Annotated in this window: 16 protein-coding genes and 2 pseudogenes; 11 read left to right on the forward strand and 7 right to left on the reverse strand. The window is 68.0% G+C overall.

All coding sequences use genetic code 11. The features are described 5' to 3' along the window. Positions 1–55 precede the first annotated feature (55 nt). Positions 56–616 (reverse strand): TATA-box-binding protein, encoded by a 561-nt coding sequence (locus C463_RS02385; protein WP_008440764.1) that lies wholly within the window; start codon positions 614–616, stop codon positions 56–58. An 83-nt stretch (positions 617–699) separates the two neighbouring features. Between C463_RS02385 and C463_RS02390 the strand changes: the two genes are divergently transcribed. From C463_RS02390 to rpiA, 3 genes are all read left to right on the forward strand, one after another. Further along, on the forward strand, positions 700–1,782 hold the full coding sequence (locus C463_RS02390; protein ID WP_049905429.1) for a methyltransferase domain-containing protein: 1,083 nt from the start codon (positions 700–702) through the stop codon (positions 1,780–1,782). A 105-nt stretch (positions 1,783–1,887) separates the two neighbouring features. Next, the gene (locus C463_RS02395) at positions 1,888–3,012 is read left to right on the forward strand and encodes an ORC1-type DNA replication protein (protein ID WP_008440766.1); all 1,125 of its coding nucleotides are present in this window, start codon (positions 1,888–1,890) and stop codon (positions 3,010–3,012) included. A 43-nt stretch (positions 3,013–3,055) separates the two neighbouring features. Beyond that, positions 3,056–3,814, forward strand: coding sequence for a ribose-5-phosphate isomerase RpiA (rpiA, locus tag C463_RS02400; RefSeq protein WP_008440767.1), 759 nt, complete (start codon positions 3,056–3,058; stop codon positions 3,812–3,814). 117 nt (positions 3,815–3,931) lie between these two features. On the opposite strand, the gene C463_RS02405 is transcribed toward rpiA, so the two are convergent. Next, positions 3,932–4,099: a hypothetical protein gene (locus C463_RS02405; RefSeq protein WP_008440768.1), complete on the reverse strand. Its 168-nt coding sequence runs from the start codon at positions 4,097–4,099 to the stop codon at positions 3,932–3,934. Between the two features lie 293 nt (positions 4,100–4,392). Here C463_RS02405 and larB point away from each other — a divergent pair, with 293 nt between their 5' ends. From larB to C463_RS02415, 3 genes are all read left to right on the forward strand, one after another. Continuing rightward, positions 4,393–5,160: a nickel pincer cofactor biosynthesis protein LarB gene (gene larB / locus C463_RS02410; RefSeq protein WP_008440769.1), complete on the forward strand. Its 768-nt coding sequence runs from the start codon at positions 4,393–4,395 to the stop codon at positions 5,158–5,160. A gap of 135 nt (positions 5,161–5,295) precedes the next feature. Next, positions 5,296–5,448 carry a DUF7563 family protein gene (locus C463_RS19120; protein WP_008440770.1) on the forward strand — a complete coding sequence of 51 codons (153 nt, stop codon included), beginning with the start codon at positions 5,296–5,298 and terminating at the stop codon, positions 5,446–5,448. A 109-nt stretch (positions 5,449–5,557) separates the two neighbouring features. Continuing rightward, complete coding sequence (locus C463_RS02415; RefSeq protein ID WP_008440771.1) at positions 5,558–5,824, forward strand: GIY-YIG nuclease family protein; 267 nt, start codon at positions 5,558–5,560, stop codon at positions 5,822–5,824. A 20-nt stretch (positions 5,825–5,844) separates the two neighbouring features. Here C463_RS02415 and hisG read toward each other — a convergent pair whose 3' ends face one another. The 4 genes from hisG to C463_RS02435 form a co-directional block, all read right to left on the reverse strand. Further along, positions 5,845–6,735 carry an ATP phosphoribosyltransferase gene (hisG, locus tag C463_RS02420; RefSeq protein WP_008440773.1) on the reverse strand — a complete coding sequence of 297 codons (891 nt, stop codon included), beginning with the start codon at positions 6,733–6,735 and terminating at the stop codon, positions 5,845–5,847. 387 nt (positions 6,736–7,122) lie between these two features. After that, positions 7,123–7,557: a PIN domain-containing protein gene (locus C463_RS02425; protein ID WP_008440774.1), complete on the reverse strand. Its 435-nt coding sequence runs from the start codon at positions 7,555–7,557 to the stop codon at positions 7,123–7,125. Beyond that, positions 7,554–7,850, reverse strand: coding sequence for an AbrB/MazE/SpoVT family DNA-binding domain-containing protein (locus C463_RS02430; protein ID WP_008440777.1), 297 nt, complete (start codon positions 7,848–7,850; stop codon positions 7,554–7,556). The genes C463_RS02425 and C463_RS02430 overlap by 4 nt, the downstream gene beginning before the upstream one ends. 164 nt (positions 7,851–8,014) lie before the next feature. Next, positions 8,015–8,419 carry a hypothetical protein gene (locus tag C463_RS02435; RefSeq protein ID WP_049905431.1) on the reverse strand — a complete coding sequence of 135 codons (405 nt, stop codon included), beginning with the start codon at positions 8,417–8,419 and terminating at the stop codon, positions 8,015–8,017. Positions 8,420–8,547: 128 nt separating this feature from the next. Between C463_RS02435 and uvrB the strand changes: the two genes are divergently transcribed. The 5 genes and pseudogenes from uvrB (at position 8,548) to C463_RS02460 (ending at position 15,113) form a co-directional block, all read left to right on the forward strand. Then, entirely contained in the window at positions 8,548–10,602 is a 2,055-nt protein-coding gene (gene uvrB / locus C463_RS02440; RefSeq protein ID WP_008440781.1) for an excinuclease ABC subunit UvrB, read from the forward strand. A 67-nt stretch (positions 10,603–10,669) separates the two neighbouring features. Continuing rightward, positions 10,670–11,200 (forward strand): hypothetical protein, encoded by a 531-nt coding sequence (locus C463_RS02445; RefSeq protein ID WP_008440783.1) that lies wholly within the window; start codon positions 10,670–10,672, stop codon positions 11,198–11,200. Positions 11,201–11,275: 75 nt separating this feature from the next. Beyond that, a complete protein-coding gene (locus C463_RS02450; protein ID WP_008440790.1) occupies positions 11,276–11,866 on the forward strand; it encodes a hypothetical protein in 591 nt (196 codons plus the stop codon). Between the two features lie 544 nt (positions 11,867–12,410). Further along, positions 12,411–13,439 carry a ribonucleotide-diphosphate reductase subunit beta gene (locus tag C463_RS02455; RefSeq protein WP_008440791.1) on the forward strand — a complete coding sequence of 343 codons (1,029 nt, stop codon included), beginning with the start codon at positions 12,411–12,413 and terminating at the stop codon, positions 13,437–13,439. A 2-nt stretch (positions 13,440–13,441) separates the two neighbouring features. Further along, a pseudogene (locus tag C463_RS02460) lies at positions 13,442–15,113 on the forward strand (ribonucleoside-diphosphate reductase subunit alpha). Between the two features lie 186 nt (positions 15,114–15,299). Here C463_RS02460 and C463_RS02465 read toward each other — a convergent pair. After that, a pseudogene (locus C463_RS02465) lies at positions 15,300–15,689 on the reverse strand (SPFH domain-containing protein); the annotation flags it as partial.

The raw sequence follows: 15,689 nt of genomic DNA on the forward strand, positions 1-15,689 counted from the left end.
AAAAGTGGTCGCGGAACGCGCCCGGCTTCGCCCGGGACGCCCGGCGGTCGCCGCGTCAGTCCAGCAGTCCGAGCCCGTTCAGCTCCTCGACGATCACGTCGACGGCGGCCGCCGCGTCGTCGGGGGTCGTGCCGCCGGTGACGACCACCTTGCCGCTGCCGAACAGCAGCGCGACGACCTCCGGGTCGTCGAGCCGGTAGACGAGCCCGGGGAACTGCTCCGGCTCGTACTCGATGTGTTCCAGGCCGAGCCCGATCGCGATCGCGTTCAGGTTCAGGCTCTCGCCGAGGTCGGCCGACGTGACGATGTTCTGGACCGTTATCTTCGGGTCCTCGATCGGGATCTGGAGCGCGCGGAGTTCCGCGAAGACGATATCGAGGCTCTCGTGGACCGCCTCGATCGAGTTCGCGCCGGTGCAGACGATCTTCCCCGACCGGAAGATCAGGGCGGCCGACTTCGGGTCCGTGGTGCGGTAGACGAGGCCGGGGAACTGCTCGGGGTCGTAGTCGGCTCCCTCGAGGTCCATCGCGACGCTCTGGAGATCGAGCTCCTGTCCGATCCCCGTGGAAGCGACGACGTTCTCTACGGTGATCGTCTCCTTCGGGTCGGCCGTCATTACCTCGTTTCTCGCCCGAACGACCTAAAAGGTGGCTGGTCGGAACCGCCACGCTATTGACGCCGCCGCGCGGAGCGGGCGGCGTGTACTGGCTCGAACTCGCCGGCGAGACCGACGCCTTCGCCGCCCGTGAAGCCGCGACCGCGGCGACCGGCGTCGACCTCCTCGCGCCGGGTGTCGCGCGAACCGGCGGGATCGACGCCGCCCGCGTCCGCCGGCTCGCGTACACCCGCGCCGCCCACGAGGCGGTCGCGCGGACCGACGCCGACATCGACGCCGCGGCCGCCGCCCTCCGGGCCGCGTCGCTCGACCGCTCCGGGAGCGTCGCGGTCCGCGCTCGGAACGTCCGGGCGACGGCCGACGTCTCGACGGAGGCGGCCGAGCGCGAACTCGGCGGCGTCCTCGTCGACCGCGGGTTCGACGTCGACCTCGACGACCCCGACCACGTCCTCCGGGCGCTGTTCGCGGCCGGCCCGCGCGCCGAACACGATTCGGTGGCCGGCGCGGACGGCGGCGAGGCGGACCTGTGCGCGCTCGGCTGGGTCGCGGTCGAGGCCGCCCGCGACTTCGCCCCGAAGCCGACCGACCGCCCCTTCTTCCAGCCGGGGAGCATGGCCCCGGCGGACGCCCGCGCCTACGCCAACCTCGCGGGCGCGGCCCCCGGGCGGACCCTGCTCGACCCGATGTGCGGCACCGGCGGCCTCCCGCTGGAGGCGGGGATCGTCGGCGCCGACGTCGTCGCCTGCGACGCGCAGGCGAAGATGGTCCGGGGTGCCCGGGAGAATTTCCGGGAGCACTTGAATGATGACCCCAGCACCGAGTGGCACGTCGCGCGCGGCGACGCGACCGCGCTCCCGTTCTCCGACGACGCGGTCGACGGCGTCGCGTTCGACGCCCCCTACGGCCGGCAGTCGAAGATCGCCCGCCACGAGCTCGCCGACCTCGTCGCGGGCGCGCTCGCCGAGACGGCCCGGGTCGCGCCGCGCGCGGTGTTGGTCGCCGACCGCGACTGGCGCGGCCCCGCCCGCGACGCCGGCTGGACCGTCGACGCGGCGTTCGAGCGCCGAGTGCACCGGTCGCTGACGCGCCACGTGCTGGTGTTGCGCCGCGGAGACGCGGGCGAGAGCGCGGCGACCGAGGCCGCGATCCGGGCGGACCGAGAGTGAACGCCAGATCGGCGGAATCGCTCTGATCGGCGGCTCGCGCGACAAGTTTCAGTTTCGCCCCGGCTCCGGGCAACGGTTAAGTGCGCGGCCTCTCGTGGTACTCGCATGACCGGGGACGCCGGGGACATGCTCTCGTGGGACGAGTCCGTGTTCCGCGACGAGTCGGTGTTCGAGATCGACCACGTCCCCGAGACGTTCCGCCACCGAGAGAGCCAGCTCGAGAACCTCAAGTACGCGCTCCGCCCCGCGGTCCGCGGCTCCCGGCCCCTCAACACGATGGTCCGCGGCCCGCCGGGGACCGGGAAGACCACCGCGGTCCAGAAGCTGTTCGGCGAGCTCGGCGCCCGGACCGAGGTCCGCACGGTGCGGGTCAACTGTCAGGTCGACTCGACGCGCTACGCGGTGTTCTCTCGGCTGTTCGAGGGGATCTTCGAGTACGAACCCCCCTCGTCGGGCATCTCCTTCAAGAAGCTGTTCGGGCAGATCACCGACCGGCTCGTCGAGGAGGACGAGGTCTTGGTCGTCGCCCTCGACGACGTGAACTACCTCTTCTACGAGAACGAGGCCTCGGACACGCTGTACTCGCTCCTGCGCGCCCACGAGGCGCACTCCGGCGCGAAGATCGGCGTCATCGTCGTCTCCTCCGATCTGGGCCTCGACGTGATCGACGACCTCGACACCCGGGTCCAGTCCGTCTTCCGCCCTGAGGAGGTGTACTTCCCCGTCTACGACGCCACCGAGATATACGACATCCTCGCCGAGCGCGCCAAGCGCGGCTTCCACGAGGGGGTGATCGGCGACGCCGAGTTGGAGCGCGTCGCCGACCTCACCGCGGAGAGCGGCGACCTCCGGGTCGGGATCGACCTCCTTCGCCGCGCCGGGCTCAACGCCGAGATGCGCGCCTCGAAGACGGTCTCGGAGGAGGACGTCGAGGACGCGTACGACAAGTCGAAGCACGTCCACCTCTCGCGGTCGCTCCGGGGCCTCTCGGAGTCCGAGCGCGACCTCGTCCGCGTCCTCGCCGAACACGACGGCGAGCGCGCCGGCGCGGTGTACGACGCGTTCAACGACGAGACCGACCTCGGCTACACCCGCTACTCGGAGATCATCAACAAGCTCGACCAGCTCGGCGTGATCGACGCGGAGTACGCCGACGTCGACGGTCGCGGCCGCTCGCGGGAGCTCTCCCTCGCGTACGACGCCGAGGCGGTGCTGGACCGACTGGAGTGACGGCGACGACGCCTTTTCAACGCCCCCGCACGCAGTCGACGCCATGAAGACGAGCGGCGGGAGCGACGCGATGAAGCGACGCGCCGGCGAGTCGGCGGCCGCGGCCGTCTCCGACGGCGACGTGGTCGGACTGGGGACCGGGTCGACCGCGGCGCACGCCATCCGGCGGCTCGGCGACCGGGTCGACGCCGGCCTCGACGTGCGCGGCGTCCCCACCTCCTTCGCGAGCCGCGAACTCGCAGTCGAGGAGGCGATCCCCTGCCTCGACCTGCCGGACGCGGTCGGCCCCGACGGGCCGGGGATCGACCTCGCCATCGACGGGGCCGATCAGGTGGCGACGGGCGGGGGGGAAGAAGACACCGGGAGCGGCGCTCGCGGCGACGCTCCCGTCTCCGGCGGCGCGCTGATCAAGGGCGGCGGCGCGGCGCACGCCCGCGAGAAGCTGGTCGACGCCGCGGCGGACCGCTTCCTCGTCGTCGCCGACCCCTCGAAGGAGTCGCCGCGGCTGGACCGATCGGTTCCAGTCGAGGTACTCCCCGCGGGACGGACCGCCGTCGCCGCGGCGGTCCGCGAGGCCGGCGGCGAGCCGACGCTGCGGCGCGCGGAGCGGAAGGACGGCCCCGTCGTGACCGACAACGGGAACCTCGTGCTGGACTGCGCGTTCGGCGAGATCGACGCCCCCGCCTCGCTGGCGGCCACCCTGTCGTCGATCCCGGGCGTCGTCGAACACGGCCTCTTCGTCGGGCTCGCGGACGAGATCCACGTCGGGACCGAGTCGGGCGTCCGGGTCGACGAGGCCTGAGACCGACGAGATCTGGAGTCGGCGAAGCCTGCTCCGTCGAAGAGCACCGTTGCGACCGACGGCGCCGCCGCTCGGCGGGCAGCGTCTAAATAAAATGAAACGGAAACGAGTTCCGTCTTAGAGGTCGCGCGGCTGGACCGTCTTCCGGTCGTTGGCCTCGGCGCGGCGCGCGGCGTCTTCGAGCAGCTCGTCCACTTCGTCGTCCAGCGCACCGTAGAAGTCCGAAGAGACGTTCTTGTCGTCCAGGGCTTCCTTGACGGCCGCTTTGACAATGAGGTCTGCCATGCGACCGGGCCTACCCGGTGATGGTTAATAAGAGTTCCTGAATTCGACCGCGAGGGACGCCGTGAAGCCGTTTCGCGGGCGGTTCCGAACGCAGTCGCTTATAAATCTTGTGAGATTATCGTCTCCGCTCCGGCTCGAACGCGCTCCCAACTGTCCTCGAATCCGATCCGATCGGCCCGCGGCCTCCGTCACGCGACCCTTCCCGGCGCGTTCGGGCTCCGGTCGGCTTCGCCCGCGGTACTCTCTCGGGGCGAACCGACAGGTTCGACGGGCTCCCCCGACGACGGTCCGCCATGCGAGAGACGCTGGCGGCGCTCGAAGCGGGCGAGATCGGCGTCGAAGAGGCGGAGTCGCGGCTCGCGGGCTACGCGACAACTGACGCGGGGCGGTTCGACGCCGCCCGCGAGCGGCGGCGCGGGATCCCCGAGGCGATCCTCGCGGAGGGGAAGACGCCCGCGGAGGTCGCCGCGCTGGCGGCGACGGCGCTCGACACCACCGGCCGGGCCTTGGTGACCCGCGCCGACGAGGCGACGGCGACGGCGGTCGCGTCGGCGGTCGGCGACGCGGAGACGGACCCGACCGTCGACCGCGACGAGCGGACCGGTACCGTCGTCGTCCACGCGGCCGGCTTCGAGACCCCGTCGCTCGACGCCGCGGTCGCGGTCGTGGCCGCCGGCACCGCGGACGCGCCGGTCGCCGGCGAGGCGGCGGTCGTCGCCAGCGAGGTCGGGGCCGCGGTCGACCGGGTCGACGACGTGGGCGTCGCCAACCTCGACCGGATCCTCGACCAGGTCGACCGGATCCGCGAGGCCGATGTCGTCGTCGTCGCGGCCGGCCGCGAGGGGGCGCTTCCCACGGTCGTCGCCGGCCTCGTCGACGCCCCCGTGATCGCGCTTCCGGTGTCGACCGGCTACGGCGTCGGCGGCGAGGGCGTCGCGGCGTTGGAGGGGGCGCTCCAGTCGTGTTCCGTGCTCACGACAGTCAACGTCGACGCCGGCTTCGTCGCCGGCGCGCAGGCCGGGCTGATCGCCCGCGCGGTCGACGCGGCGCGGACCGAGTGAGCGACGGGGATCGAGCGGGGAGCTCGCCGGTCTCCGAGTTCGCTTACCCGCGCGAATACCGGCAGCCGGCGGGGTCGAACAAGGGTATTAGTTCGTCGAGTCCGTATGATAGCTGCCGACGCACGTCGGCATCACATGCCACGCTGTGACCACTGCGGGTCGCACGTCTCGGACCGCTTCGCGCGCGTCTTCGCGGACGAACGCGGCGACCTGAACGCGTGCCCGAAGTGCTCCGCGAACGCGGGCATCGCAGAGGTGTCCCGCGAGCGGACGCGAACCGGGGACTGACCGGCGAAACGCCGATCGGAGACCGAGCGCACGGAGAGCGGCGGCTCCGTCTCGTCCCCGCCGCGGGCACATCCGCACCCACTTTGCGCTCGCGCTCGGACGGCCGCCCGTGGCCGACCACCACGTGTACGTGATCGAGTGCGCCGACGGCACCCTCTACACCGGGTACACGACCGACGTGGAGCGGCGCGTCGCCGAACACGACGCCGGCGAGGGCGCGAAGTACACCCGCGGCCGGACCCCCGTCACCCTGCGCCACGTCGAGTCGTTCGACTCGAAGTCGGCGGCGATGTCGCGGGAGTACGCGATCAAGTCGCTGTCGCGCGCCGAGAAGGAGCGGCTGATCGGCGAGACTGACGGCGACGCGGGGAACTGACCGCGCCGACCGCCTCTCTCTCACTCCACGAGCCGCTCTATCTCGGTGACGAGGATGCCGGTCGCGCCGACCGACCGCAGCTCCGAGATGGTCTCGAACACGTCGCGCTCGTCGACGACGGCGTGGACCGCGACCATCCCGTTCCCGTTCTCGTCGGCCTCGACGTCCATCACCGTCGGGCCGCCGAGCCCGGGGATCACGTCTTTCACCTCGTCGAGCCGGTCTTTCGGCGCGTTCATCATCAGGTAGCGCCGACCGTCGGCCGCGAGGACGGACTCGAAGGCGGTCAGGACCTGCTCGACCTTCGGGTCGTCGACGACGTCCGGGCGGGCGAACAGCCGGACCGAGGAGTCGAGCACGTCGTCGATCACCGCGAGCCGGTTCACCTTCAGCGTCGTCCCCGTCGAGGTGATGTCGACGATGGCGTCGGCCATGTCGACGTGCGGGGTCAGCTCCGTCGCGCCCGTCACCGTGACCACGTCGGCGTCGACGCCCACGCGGTCGAGGTAGTCGCGGGTGACGTTCGGGAACTCGGTCGCGACCGTCTTGCCGGCGAGGTCATCGATGTTCGACACGTCGCCGTCCTCGGGTGCCGCGAGAACGAGCCGACAGGAACCGTACCCGAGATCGAGCAGGTCGGCGAGATCGTCATCGGCCGCCTCGCTCGCGGCGTCGACGACGCCGCCCGACTCGGCCGCCTGATCGAGGCCGGTGACGCCGAGGTCGGCCGCGCCGTCGCGGACGTACTCGGGGATGTCGGCCGCCCGCGCGAACAGCACCGTCACGTCCTCGTCGACGGTGTCGGCGTACAGCTGTCTGTCGGCGGTCTCCTCGACGTGGAGACCCGCGCGTTCCAGCAGCGAGAGCGTCGGCTCGTGTAGGCGGCCCTTGTTGGGGACGGCGATTCGCATACGGGGAGCGTCGCGGGGGGAGGGGGAAACGTTTTCGTCCGCGAAGTGGGGGGCGTCGACGCGAAACCGTTCACTGCCAACTGATGCGGTGGCGCGTGCCTGCGAGCGGCCGCCACCGGCGGCCGCGAGTCGCACGCGCGAGGGAGTCGCTGGCGCCNGCCAGCGACGAGGCTGGGGAGGCGTGAGGTGCGGTTGCGGTGCGGTCGGGCGGGACTCAAAGGGGCAGTCGCGAGTCCTCGCGACTGGGGCTTTAGAGCTGTTTGCCGTCGATCAGTGGACACCCACGTATGGCCGAGCGGCTGGGGCTTTAGAGCTGTTCGTCGTCGTTCCGGCGTGACTCGCTCACGAACGAGTCTCTGGGGCCTCGGAAGCAGTGCTATCCGCGCTCTACACGCCGTGGTCTCGAAATCGACGAACGTCGACCTCGACTGGGAGGTCGTCGAAGTCGTCGTCCGCGCCGGCGACGAGCGTCGCGCCGCGCTCGTGGGCGAGCGCGACGGCGTACGCGTCGGCGAGCGAGATGTCTCCGTGCGCCTTCACCTCGGCCGCCAGCCGCCAGTCGGCCGGTTCGATCGCCAGCCCGCGCCGCTCCAGCGCGCGGAGGTCTCGGTCGGCCGCCCGGAGCGAGGCGTCGGTCGGTTCGTCGTCGACGCCCTCGAACCGGGAGACAGGGTAGAAGACCTCGGCGGCGTTCGTCTCCGCGAGCGCCCCCGCCGACTCGCCGGCGAACACCTCGTCGAGAAGCCGGGCGACCGCCTCGTGACCGGCCTCTCCGTAGAGGTACGCGACGACCGCCTCGGTGTCGAAGACGTAGCCGCTCATTCGTCGTCGGAGGGGCGGAGCCGCTCGGCCCGTTCCGCCTCTTGGCGCTTCTCCTCGCTTTTCAGTTCTCGAACCCGCTCTATCGCCGCACCGCGCTCGTGGTCGGCGGCGTGGATCCCGTGGAGTTCGTCGGGAGCGGGTACCGGTTCGATGACGATTCGCCCCTCGTCCTCGTAGACGAACACCTCGCCGGGCGCCTCGATTCCGAACTTCTCGCGCAGTCCCTTCGGGATCGTGGCCTGTCCCTTCTGCGAGACGCGTACTACCGTTGGCTCATCTGTACTACTCGGCATTACACGTTGTACTCACAATGCCTGTATTACTAAATCCNGATCGTGGCCTGTCCCTTCTGCGAGACGCGTACTACCGTTGGCTCATCTGTACTACTCGGCATTACACGTTGTACTCACAATGCCTGTATTACTAAATCCACCGCCCGTCCACGAACGTTCGTTCGTCAACGACCGACGGTTGCTCCTTCGCCAGCGCCGAACCGCCGTCTCACCAGCCAGTACGCGACGGGGAGACAGCAGGCGAACGCGACCGGCCAGAAGATCAACTGCGAGATCGGGTCGGGCGGCGAGAAGACGGCCCCGGCGACGAATCCACCGAGGCCGGCGACGGCAACGGCCGCGGTGGCCCGCTCCCACCGGGACGGCGGATATCGACGGGGCCGGCCGCGACGCCACCACAAGAGGTAATAACACAGTACCACGCCCGAGACCGGCGCGAGCACGCCCCAGAACCCCGGACGGTCGCTTCCCCGGGCGTACGCGTCGAAGTTGACCCACATGCCGATCGCGACCCAGACGAACAGGAGGAGGGCGACGCTGACCGTGACCACGGGTGTGAGGAGGGACACGAGTCTACCAGCGTTCGGGCGACAGGTAGGTCTTCGCCCCGAACCGGAGCTCTCCGTCGTAACCGCTTCCCCGCCATCACCCACGTAGCCGCGCCGCTCAAGTGCCTCGCCCCCCAACGACGCGTATCGTGAGCGACGCCGACTCCCCCCTCTCGGAGGACCGCCCGACCGTCGACCGCCCGCTCCGCGTCGACGCGCCGTTCGAGCCCGCGGGCGACCAACCCGAGGCGATAGAGCAACTCGTCGAGGGGTACGAGTCGGGCGCGAAAAAGCAGACCCTGCTCGGTGTGACGGGGTCCGGGAAGACGAACACCGTCTCGTGGGTCGCCGAGGAGTTGGACCAGCCCACTCTCGTGTTGGCCCACAACAAGACGCTCGCGGCCCAGCTGTACGAGGAGTTCCGCGAGCTGTTCCCGGATAACGCCGTCGAGTACTTCGTCTCCTACTACGACTACTACCAGCCGGAGGCGTACGTCGAACAGACGGACACGTTCATCGACAAGGAGATGTCGATCAACGAGGAGATCGACCGCCTGCGCCACTCGGCGACGCGCTCCCTCCTCACCCGCGACGACGTGATCGTCGTCGCCTCGGTCTCCGCGATCTACGGGCTCGGCGACCCGGGGAACTACCGCGACATGGCGCTCCGCTTGGAGGTCGGCGAGCAGGTCGGCCGGGAGGAGCTGCTCACCCGGCTCGTCGACCTGAACTACGAGCGCAACGACGTGGACTTCACGCAGGGCACGTTCCGCGTCCGCGGCGACACCGTCGAGATCTACCCGATGTACGGGCGCTACGCGGTCAGGGTGGAGCTGTGGGGCGAGGAGATCGACCGGATGATCAAGGTCGACCCGATGCACGGCGAGGTCGTCTCCGAGGAGCCCGCGGTGATGCTCCACCCGGCGGAGCACTACTCGATCCCGGACGACAAGCTAGAACAGGCGATCGCGGAGATCGAGGACCTGATGGAGAAGCGGGTCAGCTACTTCGAGCGGCAGGGCGACCTCGTGGCCGCCCAGCGCATCGAGGAGCGGACGACCTTCGACGTCGAGATGCTGCGTGAGGCGGGCTACTGCTCCGGGATCGAGAACTACTCCGTCCACATGGACGACCGCGAGTCGGGCGACGCCCCCTACACGCTCCTCGACTACTTCCCCGACGACTTCCTCACCGTCGTCGACGAGTCCCACCAGACGATCCCCCAGATCAAAGGCCAGTACGAGGGGGACAAGTCGCGGAAGGACTCGCTCGTCGAGAACGGGTTCCGGCTCCCGACCGCCTACGACAACCGCCCCCTGACGTTCGAGGAGTTCGAGGAGAAGACGGACCGCACCCTCTACGTCTCCGCGACGCCCGGCGACTACGAGCGCGAGACCTCCGACCGGATCGTCGAGCAGATCGTCCGCCCCACCCACCTCGTCGACCCGAAGGCGGAGGTGACGGGCGCGACGGGGCAGGTCGACGACCTCCTCGAACGCGTCGACGACCGGATCGAGCGCGACGAGCGCGTCCTCGTCACCACGCTCACGAAGCGGATGGCCGAGGACCTCACGGAGTACCTCGAAGAGGCCGGCGTCGACGTGGCGTACATGCACGACGAGACGGACACCCTGGAGCGCCACGAGATCATCCGCGACCTCCGGCTCGGCAACATCGACGTGCTCGTCGGCATCAACCTGCTGCGCGAGGGACTCGACATCCCCGAGGTGAGCCTCGTCGCCATCCTCGACGCCGACCAGGAGGGGTTCCTCCGCTCCACCACCACGCTCGTCCAGACGATGGGACGGGCGGCGCGCAACGTCAACGGCGAGGTCGTCCTCTACGCCGACGAGGTGACCGACTCGATGGAGGCGGCCATCGAGGAGACCCAGCGCCGCCGCGAGATCCAGCTGGAGTACAACGAAGAACACGGCTACGAGGCGACCACCATCGACAAGCCGGTGAGCGAGACGAACCTCCCGGGGTCGAAGACGGACACCTCATCGGTCAGCGTCGGCGACGTGGAGAGCGAAGACGAGGCGAGAGCGCAGATCGAGGCGCTCGAAGACCGCATGGACGAGGCCGCGAGCAACCTCGAGTTCGAGCTGGCGGCCGACATCCGCGACCGGATCGCCGAGCTCCGCCGCGTGTTCGAGCTCGACGGCGGCGACGACGGCGTGCCGGCGCCGATGATCGACGAGTAGCGTCCGATTCTCAGCTCGCGTCACCGTGACGGCGGGGTTTTTACCTCGGTGTGCCACACTCCGGAGCGTGTACCGCCGCGCGGTCGTCGCCGGAACGCTCGCCGTCGCCACCGCCGGGTGCGTCGATCGCCTCCACGACGTCGCCGCCTCCACCCCCCGCGACCTCGGCGTGCGGAGCCGGTACGTCGACGGCAACCCGATGGTCGACGAGCGCAGCGTCCTCGCCCGCCCCGCGGAGCTGTTGACCCACGCGGCCTCCTTCCGCTCCGCCTCGTCGGCCCGTAGCGCGCTCAAGCCCGACGCGATAGAGTCGCGCGAGTTCGTCGACCGCACCGAGTTCGTCGACGACGGCGGCGACGCGATCCTCGTGATCGCCCAGCGACTCACCCCGCCCGAGGTCCGACTCCGTCTCGGCGGGATCAGCCGGACGGGCGATCACTCGCTCCGGATCGCCGTCGACCAAGGCGGCGTCCGCGGCGAGGTCGAGACCGACGAGCCGGTCGTGAAGACGCTCCTGCTGCGGCTCACCGACGAGCGCGGCCCGCCGGAACGCGTGATCGTCGTCATCGGCGCCGGGCGCGCCGGTATCACGGTGTGATGGCGACCGGTTCGAGGCGGAGTTTCCCGGCCCCGTCCCGCGATCGTTTTGTGCCCGGAACGCCTCCGGCCGTCCATGTCACTCCGCAGTCGACTCCTCGGATCGGCCCTCCTCGTCGCCGGCGCGGCCATGTTTGCGGCGACGGTTTCTCTCGTCCCCACGGTCCCGCCCGAGTCGGGGGCCGACGCCGTGTCGCTCATTGCTCCCACGCCGTACTCCTTCATCGCCACCCCGCCCCTCCTCGCGGTCGGGTCGGTGCTCCTGATCGGCGGGGCCGCAGCGCTCGCCGGCGCGGACCTCTCGGCGCGGGCGACGCTCCTCGCGCCCGCTCTCGGCGGGATCGCGGCCTTCGCTCTCGTCGTCGGCGTCGTCAGCGCACCCGCGGCGATCCTCCCGGGACTCGCCGAGGCCGACGCGCTCGCGGCCGCCGTCGCCGGGCCGCCCGGTACCATCGCGACCGGCGCGGTCGTCGGCGCGGCCGTGGCCCCGGTGATCCGTGCGACGACCACGGAGGACACCGTCGCGCTCCTCGCCGGCTCCGTACTCCTGCTCGCGGCGCTCGCGGCGGGCGCGTCCGACCCTATCTCACTCGTCACCGGCGGCGTCGGCGGCGCGGTCGCCGTCGGCCTCCTCTGGGCGGTCGACCCCGAGCGCTGGCGGCCCTGAGCCTATTTTCCGCCCGTTCGCTCGCCGCCGATCCGTCGCCCGGCCGCTCGCGTTCGGCCCCCAGTTCGATGTCGCGGTCGGCCTCGCGGGTCCCGTCCTTCTGCCGGATGATGTCGACGTCGTTCGAGTCTCACGTCTCGTCGGCTTCTCCCTCGCGTCCGGTTCCGGGCTCGCACCCTCGCCGAACTGTTCGGCGGAACCATCGCGATCGGACTCCCGTGGGAGCTTGACGCCGCCAGTTGGGTACTGTAGCGACCCCCCGTAACCGGAGATCTCCGCTCAGTCTCCGTCTCGGCAGCGCCCGTTTGTGGACTGGAAGAAGGGCTCCGCTCCCCTGTCTGAAAGTGAGATTGTTATACTACAATTCTGTTGGTAATACTTATACCAATGGAGTCAGTGTGGTCCGATACGGTTCACACGGCTACACTCACGGTACGCTGTACGACCGTCCCCCGAGCGATACGACTGCGGTCGGACTCACCGGACTGATGCTACACAGTGGCAGCGGTAATCCAACGCGATCGGTCACGTTCGAGATGGCCAAATGAGTGACAGCGAAAACGCAACCACCAACACGAGTACAGACGCAGAGACAGAGACGGACATCTTCTCGGAGAGAAGACAGCTGAAGCCCTACGAGTACGGCGAGTTCCTCGACTACGTCGAGGCGATCCGGAACAGCTACTGGGTGCACACGGAGTTTAATTTCGACGGAGACGTCCAAGACTTCAAGGTCAACACGACTCCTGCCGAGCAGACCGTTATCAAGCGGACGATGCTGGCTATCGCGCAGATCGAGGTGCAGGTGAAGACGTTCTGGTCGGACATCTACGAGGAGATGCCCAAAGCCGAGGTCGGGAACGTGGGGATGACCTTCGCGGAAAGCGAGGTGCGGCACATGGACGCCTACAGTCACCTCCTCGACGTCTTAGGTATCACGGACGATTTCGAGCAGGTGACTGCGGAGCCGGCGATGAGAAAGCGGATCGAGTACCTCGACGAGTATCTGGAGAAGAGCGAGAGCGACGACGAACGGGAGTACGTGATGAGCATCCTGCTGTTCAGTACGTTCGTCGAACACGTGTCGCTGTTCAGCCAGTTCCTCATCATGACGAGCTTCGACAAGCACGAAAAGAAGTTCAAGGGGATAGCGAACGCCGTCGAAGCGACCAGCAAGGAGGAGCAGATTCACGGCCTGTTCGGGGTCGAGCTGGTGGAGACGATCAGGGAAGAGAACCCGGACCTCTTCGACGACGAGTTCGAGGCAGACGTCCAGGAAGCCTGCCAGCAGGCCTACGAGGCAGAGACGGAAATCCTAGATTGGATATTCGACGACGGCGAGCTGGAGTTCCTTCCCAGAGCGCACGTCGACGCGTTCCTGCGAGACCGCTTCAATCAGAGTCTCGAAAACGTCGGCGTGGAACCGATATTCGAGACGGACGACGACCTGCTCGAAGAGACGCGCTGGTTCGACGAGGACATCATGATGACGAAGGATAACGACTTCTTCAGCAAGCGGTCGACCACGTACAACAAACACACGCAGAGCGTTACCGCCGAGGACATGTTCTAACAATGGCACAAACAGCACTTGACAGCGTTGAGCAACAGCATACAGAACCGTTTTACTGGCTGAACGAGGACAGCAGGGAGTTTCTCAGAGAGGGATACCTGCTCGAGGGCGTCGAAGCGGAAGAGCGGGTCAGACAGATAGCGGAGCGCGCCGAGGAGATCTTAGGCGAGGAGGGGTTCGCGAACAAGTTCTACGAGTACATGAGCCGCGGCTTCTACAGTCTCGCCAGCCCGGTGTGGTCCAACTTCGGACTGGACAGAGGCCTTCCCATCAGTTGCTTCGGCAGCTACATGGAGGACAACATCGAGAGCATTCTCTACNGAGATGACCAAGCAGGGCGGCGGCACGAGCGGGTACTTCGGAGAGCTGCGCCCCCGAGGCAGTCCGATAACGAACAACGGCAAGAGCAACGGAAGTTACAGTTTCACAGAGCTGTTCGATACGATCATCAACGTCGTCAGCCAGGGCGAAACCCGGCGCGGGCAGTTCGCCGGCTACATCGACGTCGAACACGACGACTTGGAAGAGTGGCTCAACATCAAAACCGAGGGGGACCCCGTACAGGACATCTACTACGGCGTCATCGTCGGTGACGACTGGTTCCAAGCGATGATCGACGGCGACGAAGAGAAGCGAGAGACCTGGGCGGATATCATCGAGACCCGGATCAACATCGGCGTCCCGTACATCATCTTCCGGGGCAACATGAACGAGGGGAAGCCGCAGGTCTACAAGGACAAGGAGTACCAGATAAACGCGTCCAACCTGTGTACCGAGATAGCGCTGCCGGCCACGGCGGATGAAAGCTTCGTCTGCTGTCTCTCGAGCATGAACGCGCTCCACTACGACGAATGGAAGGACACCGACGCGGTGGAGACGCTGACGCGGTTCCTGGACGCGGTGCTGGAGGAGTTCATCCAAGAAACGGAGGGCGTCCGGTTTATGGAGCGCGCTGTGCGGTTCGCGAAGCGACACAGAGCGATAGGGATCGGCGTCCTCGGGTGGCACAGCTACCTCCAGCGCAACATGATCCCCTTCGACAGCATGGAGGCGATGGAGAAGAACGAGGAGCTGTTCCGGACGATCAAAGAGCGGAGCTACGAGGCGAGCGAAGCGCTCGCCGACGAGTTCGGAGAACCGGAGGTTCTCGAGGGCTACGGCCGGCGGAACACGACGACGATGAGCGTGGCGCCGACGAAATCGAGCAGCGTCATTCTGGGTCAGGTCAGCCCGAGCATCGAGCCGCTGAAATCGAACTACTTCGTGCGAGACGGTGCGAAGCTAAAGTCGACGCAAAAGAACAGATTCCTTCAGGCGATACTGGCGGAGCGGGGCGAAGACACGCGCGAAGTCTGGGACAGCATCGCCAACAAAGACGGGAGCGTTCAACACCTCGAGTGTCTGACGGACCACGAGAAAGACGTGTTCAAGACATTCGCCGAGATTCCACAGATGGCGATCATCAACCAAGCGGCACAGAGACAGAAACACATCGACCAGGCACAGAGCGTGAACGTCTCGATCGACCCGAGCGAAGTGAGCGTCAAGGAGATCAATCAGCTCTACATCGAAGCGTGGAAGAAAGGGGTCAAGAGCCTCTACTATCAGCACAGCGTGAACGCTGCACAGAAGTTCAGTCGGGATATCCTCGAGTGTCGAGCCTGTGAGAGCTGATCGCCGCTCGTAGCGGCTCGCCCGCCGTCTCCGTTATTTCGTCTCCGACTCCAGATCGGCGCCCCGATCGCCTCGTGGTCGACGTCTTCGGACCCGGGACCGGTCGCGACCCGAGCGGCGTCGGCGACGCGGTCGCGGTGGCGGCGAGCTTCTCCATCGCCGACGTGTGGCGGCCGGGAGTCGGGCCTACGTGCCCGGCCGCTCGCTCTCGGTCTCCAGTTCGATGTCCCGGTCCGCCTCGCGGGTCTCCGACTCCTGCCGGGCGAGGTCGACGTCGCGGGCCGTATCCGCGTCCCGGTTCTCGTCGGTCCGGAGGTCGCTGTCGGCGACGGTGTCGAGCTGTTCGAGGGCGCTCTCGATGTCCTCCAACCCGAGCAGCTTCTCCGTCTCCTCGTCGAACTCCTTGCTATCCAGCCCCTCCATCTGCTGAACGTCGGAGCCGGAGAGGGCCTTCCCGTAGCGGCCGATGAGGCTGGTAAGCTCCTGCGGGAGGACGAACGTGGTGGACTCGCCCTTGCCGATCTCTTCGAGCGTCTCCATGCCGCGCTCGATGATGGCGCGCTCGCCCATCGACTC

The organism is Halorubrum californiense DSM 19288, assembly GCF_000336875.1.
GTDB lineage: Archaea > Halobacteriota > Halobacteria > Halobacteriales > Haloferacaceae > Halorubrum > Halorubrum californiense.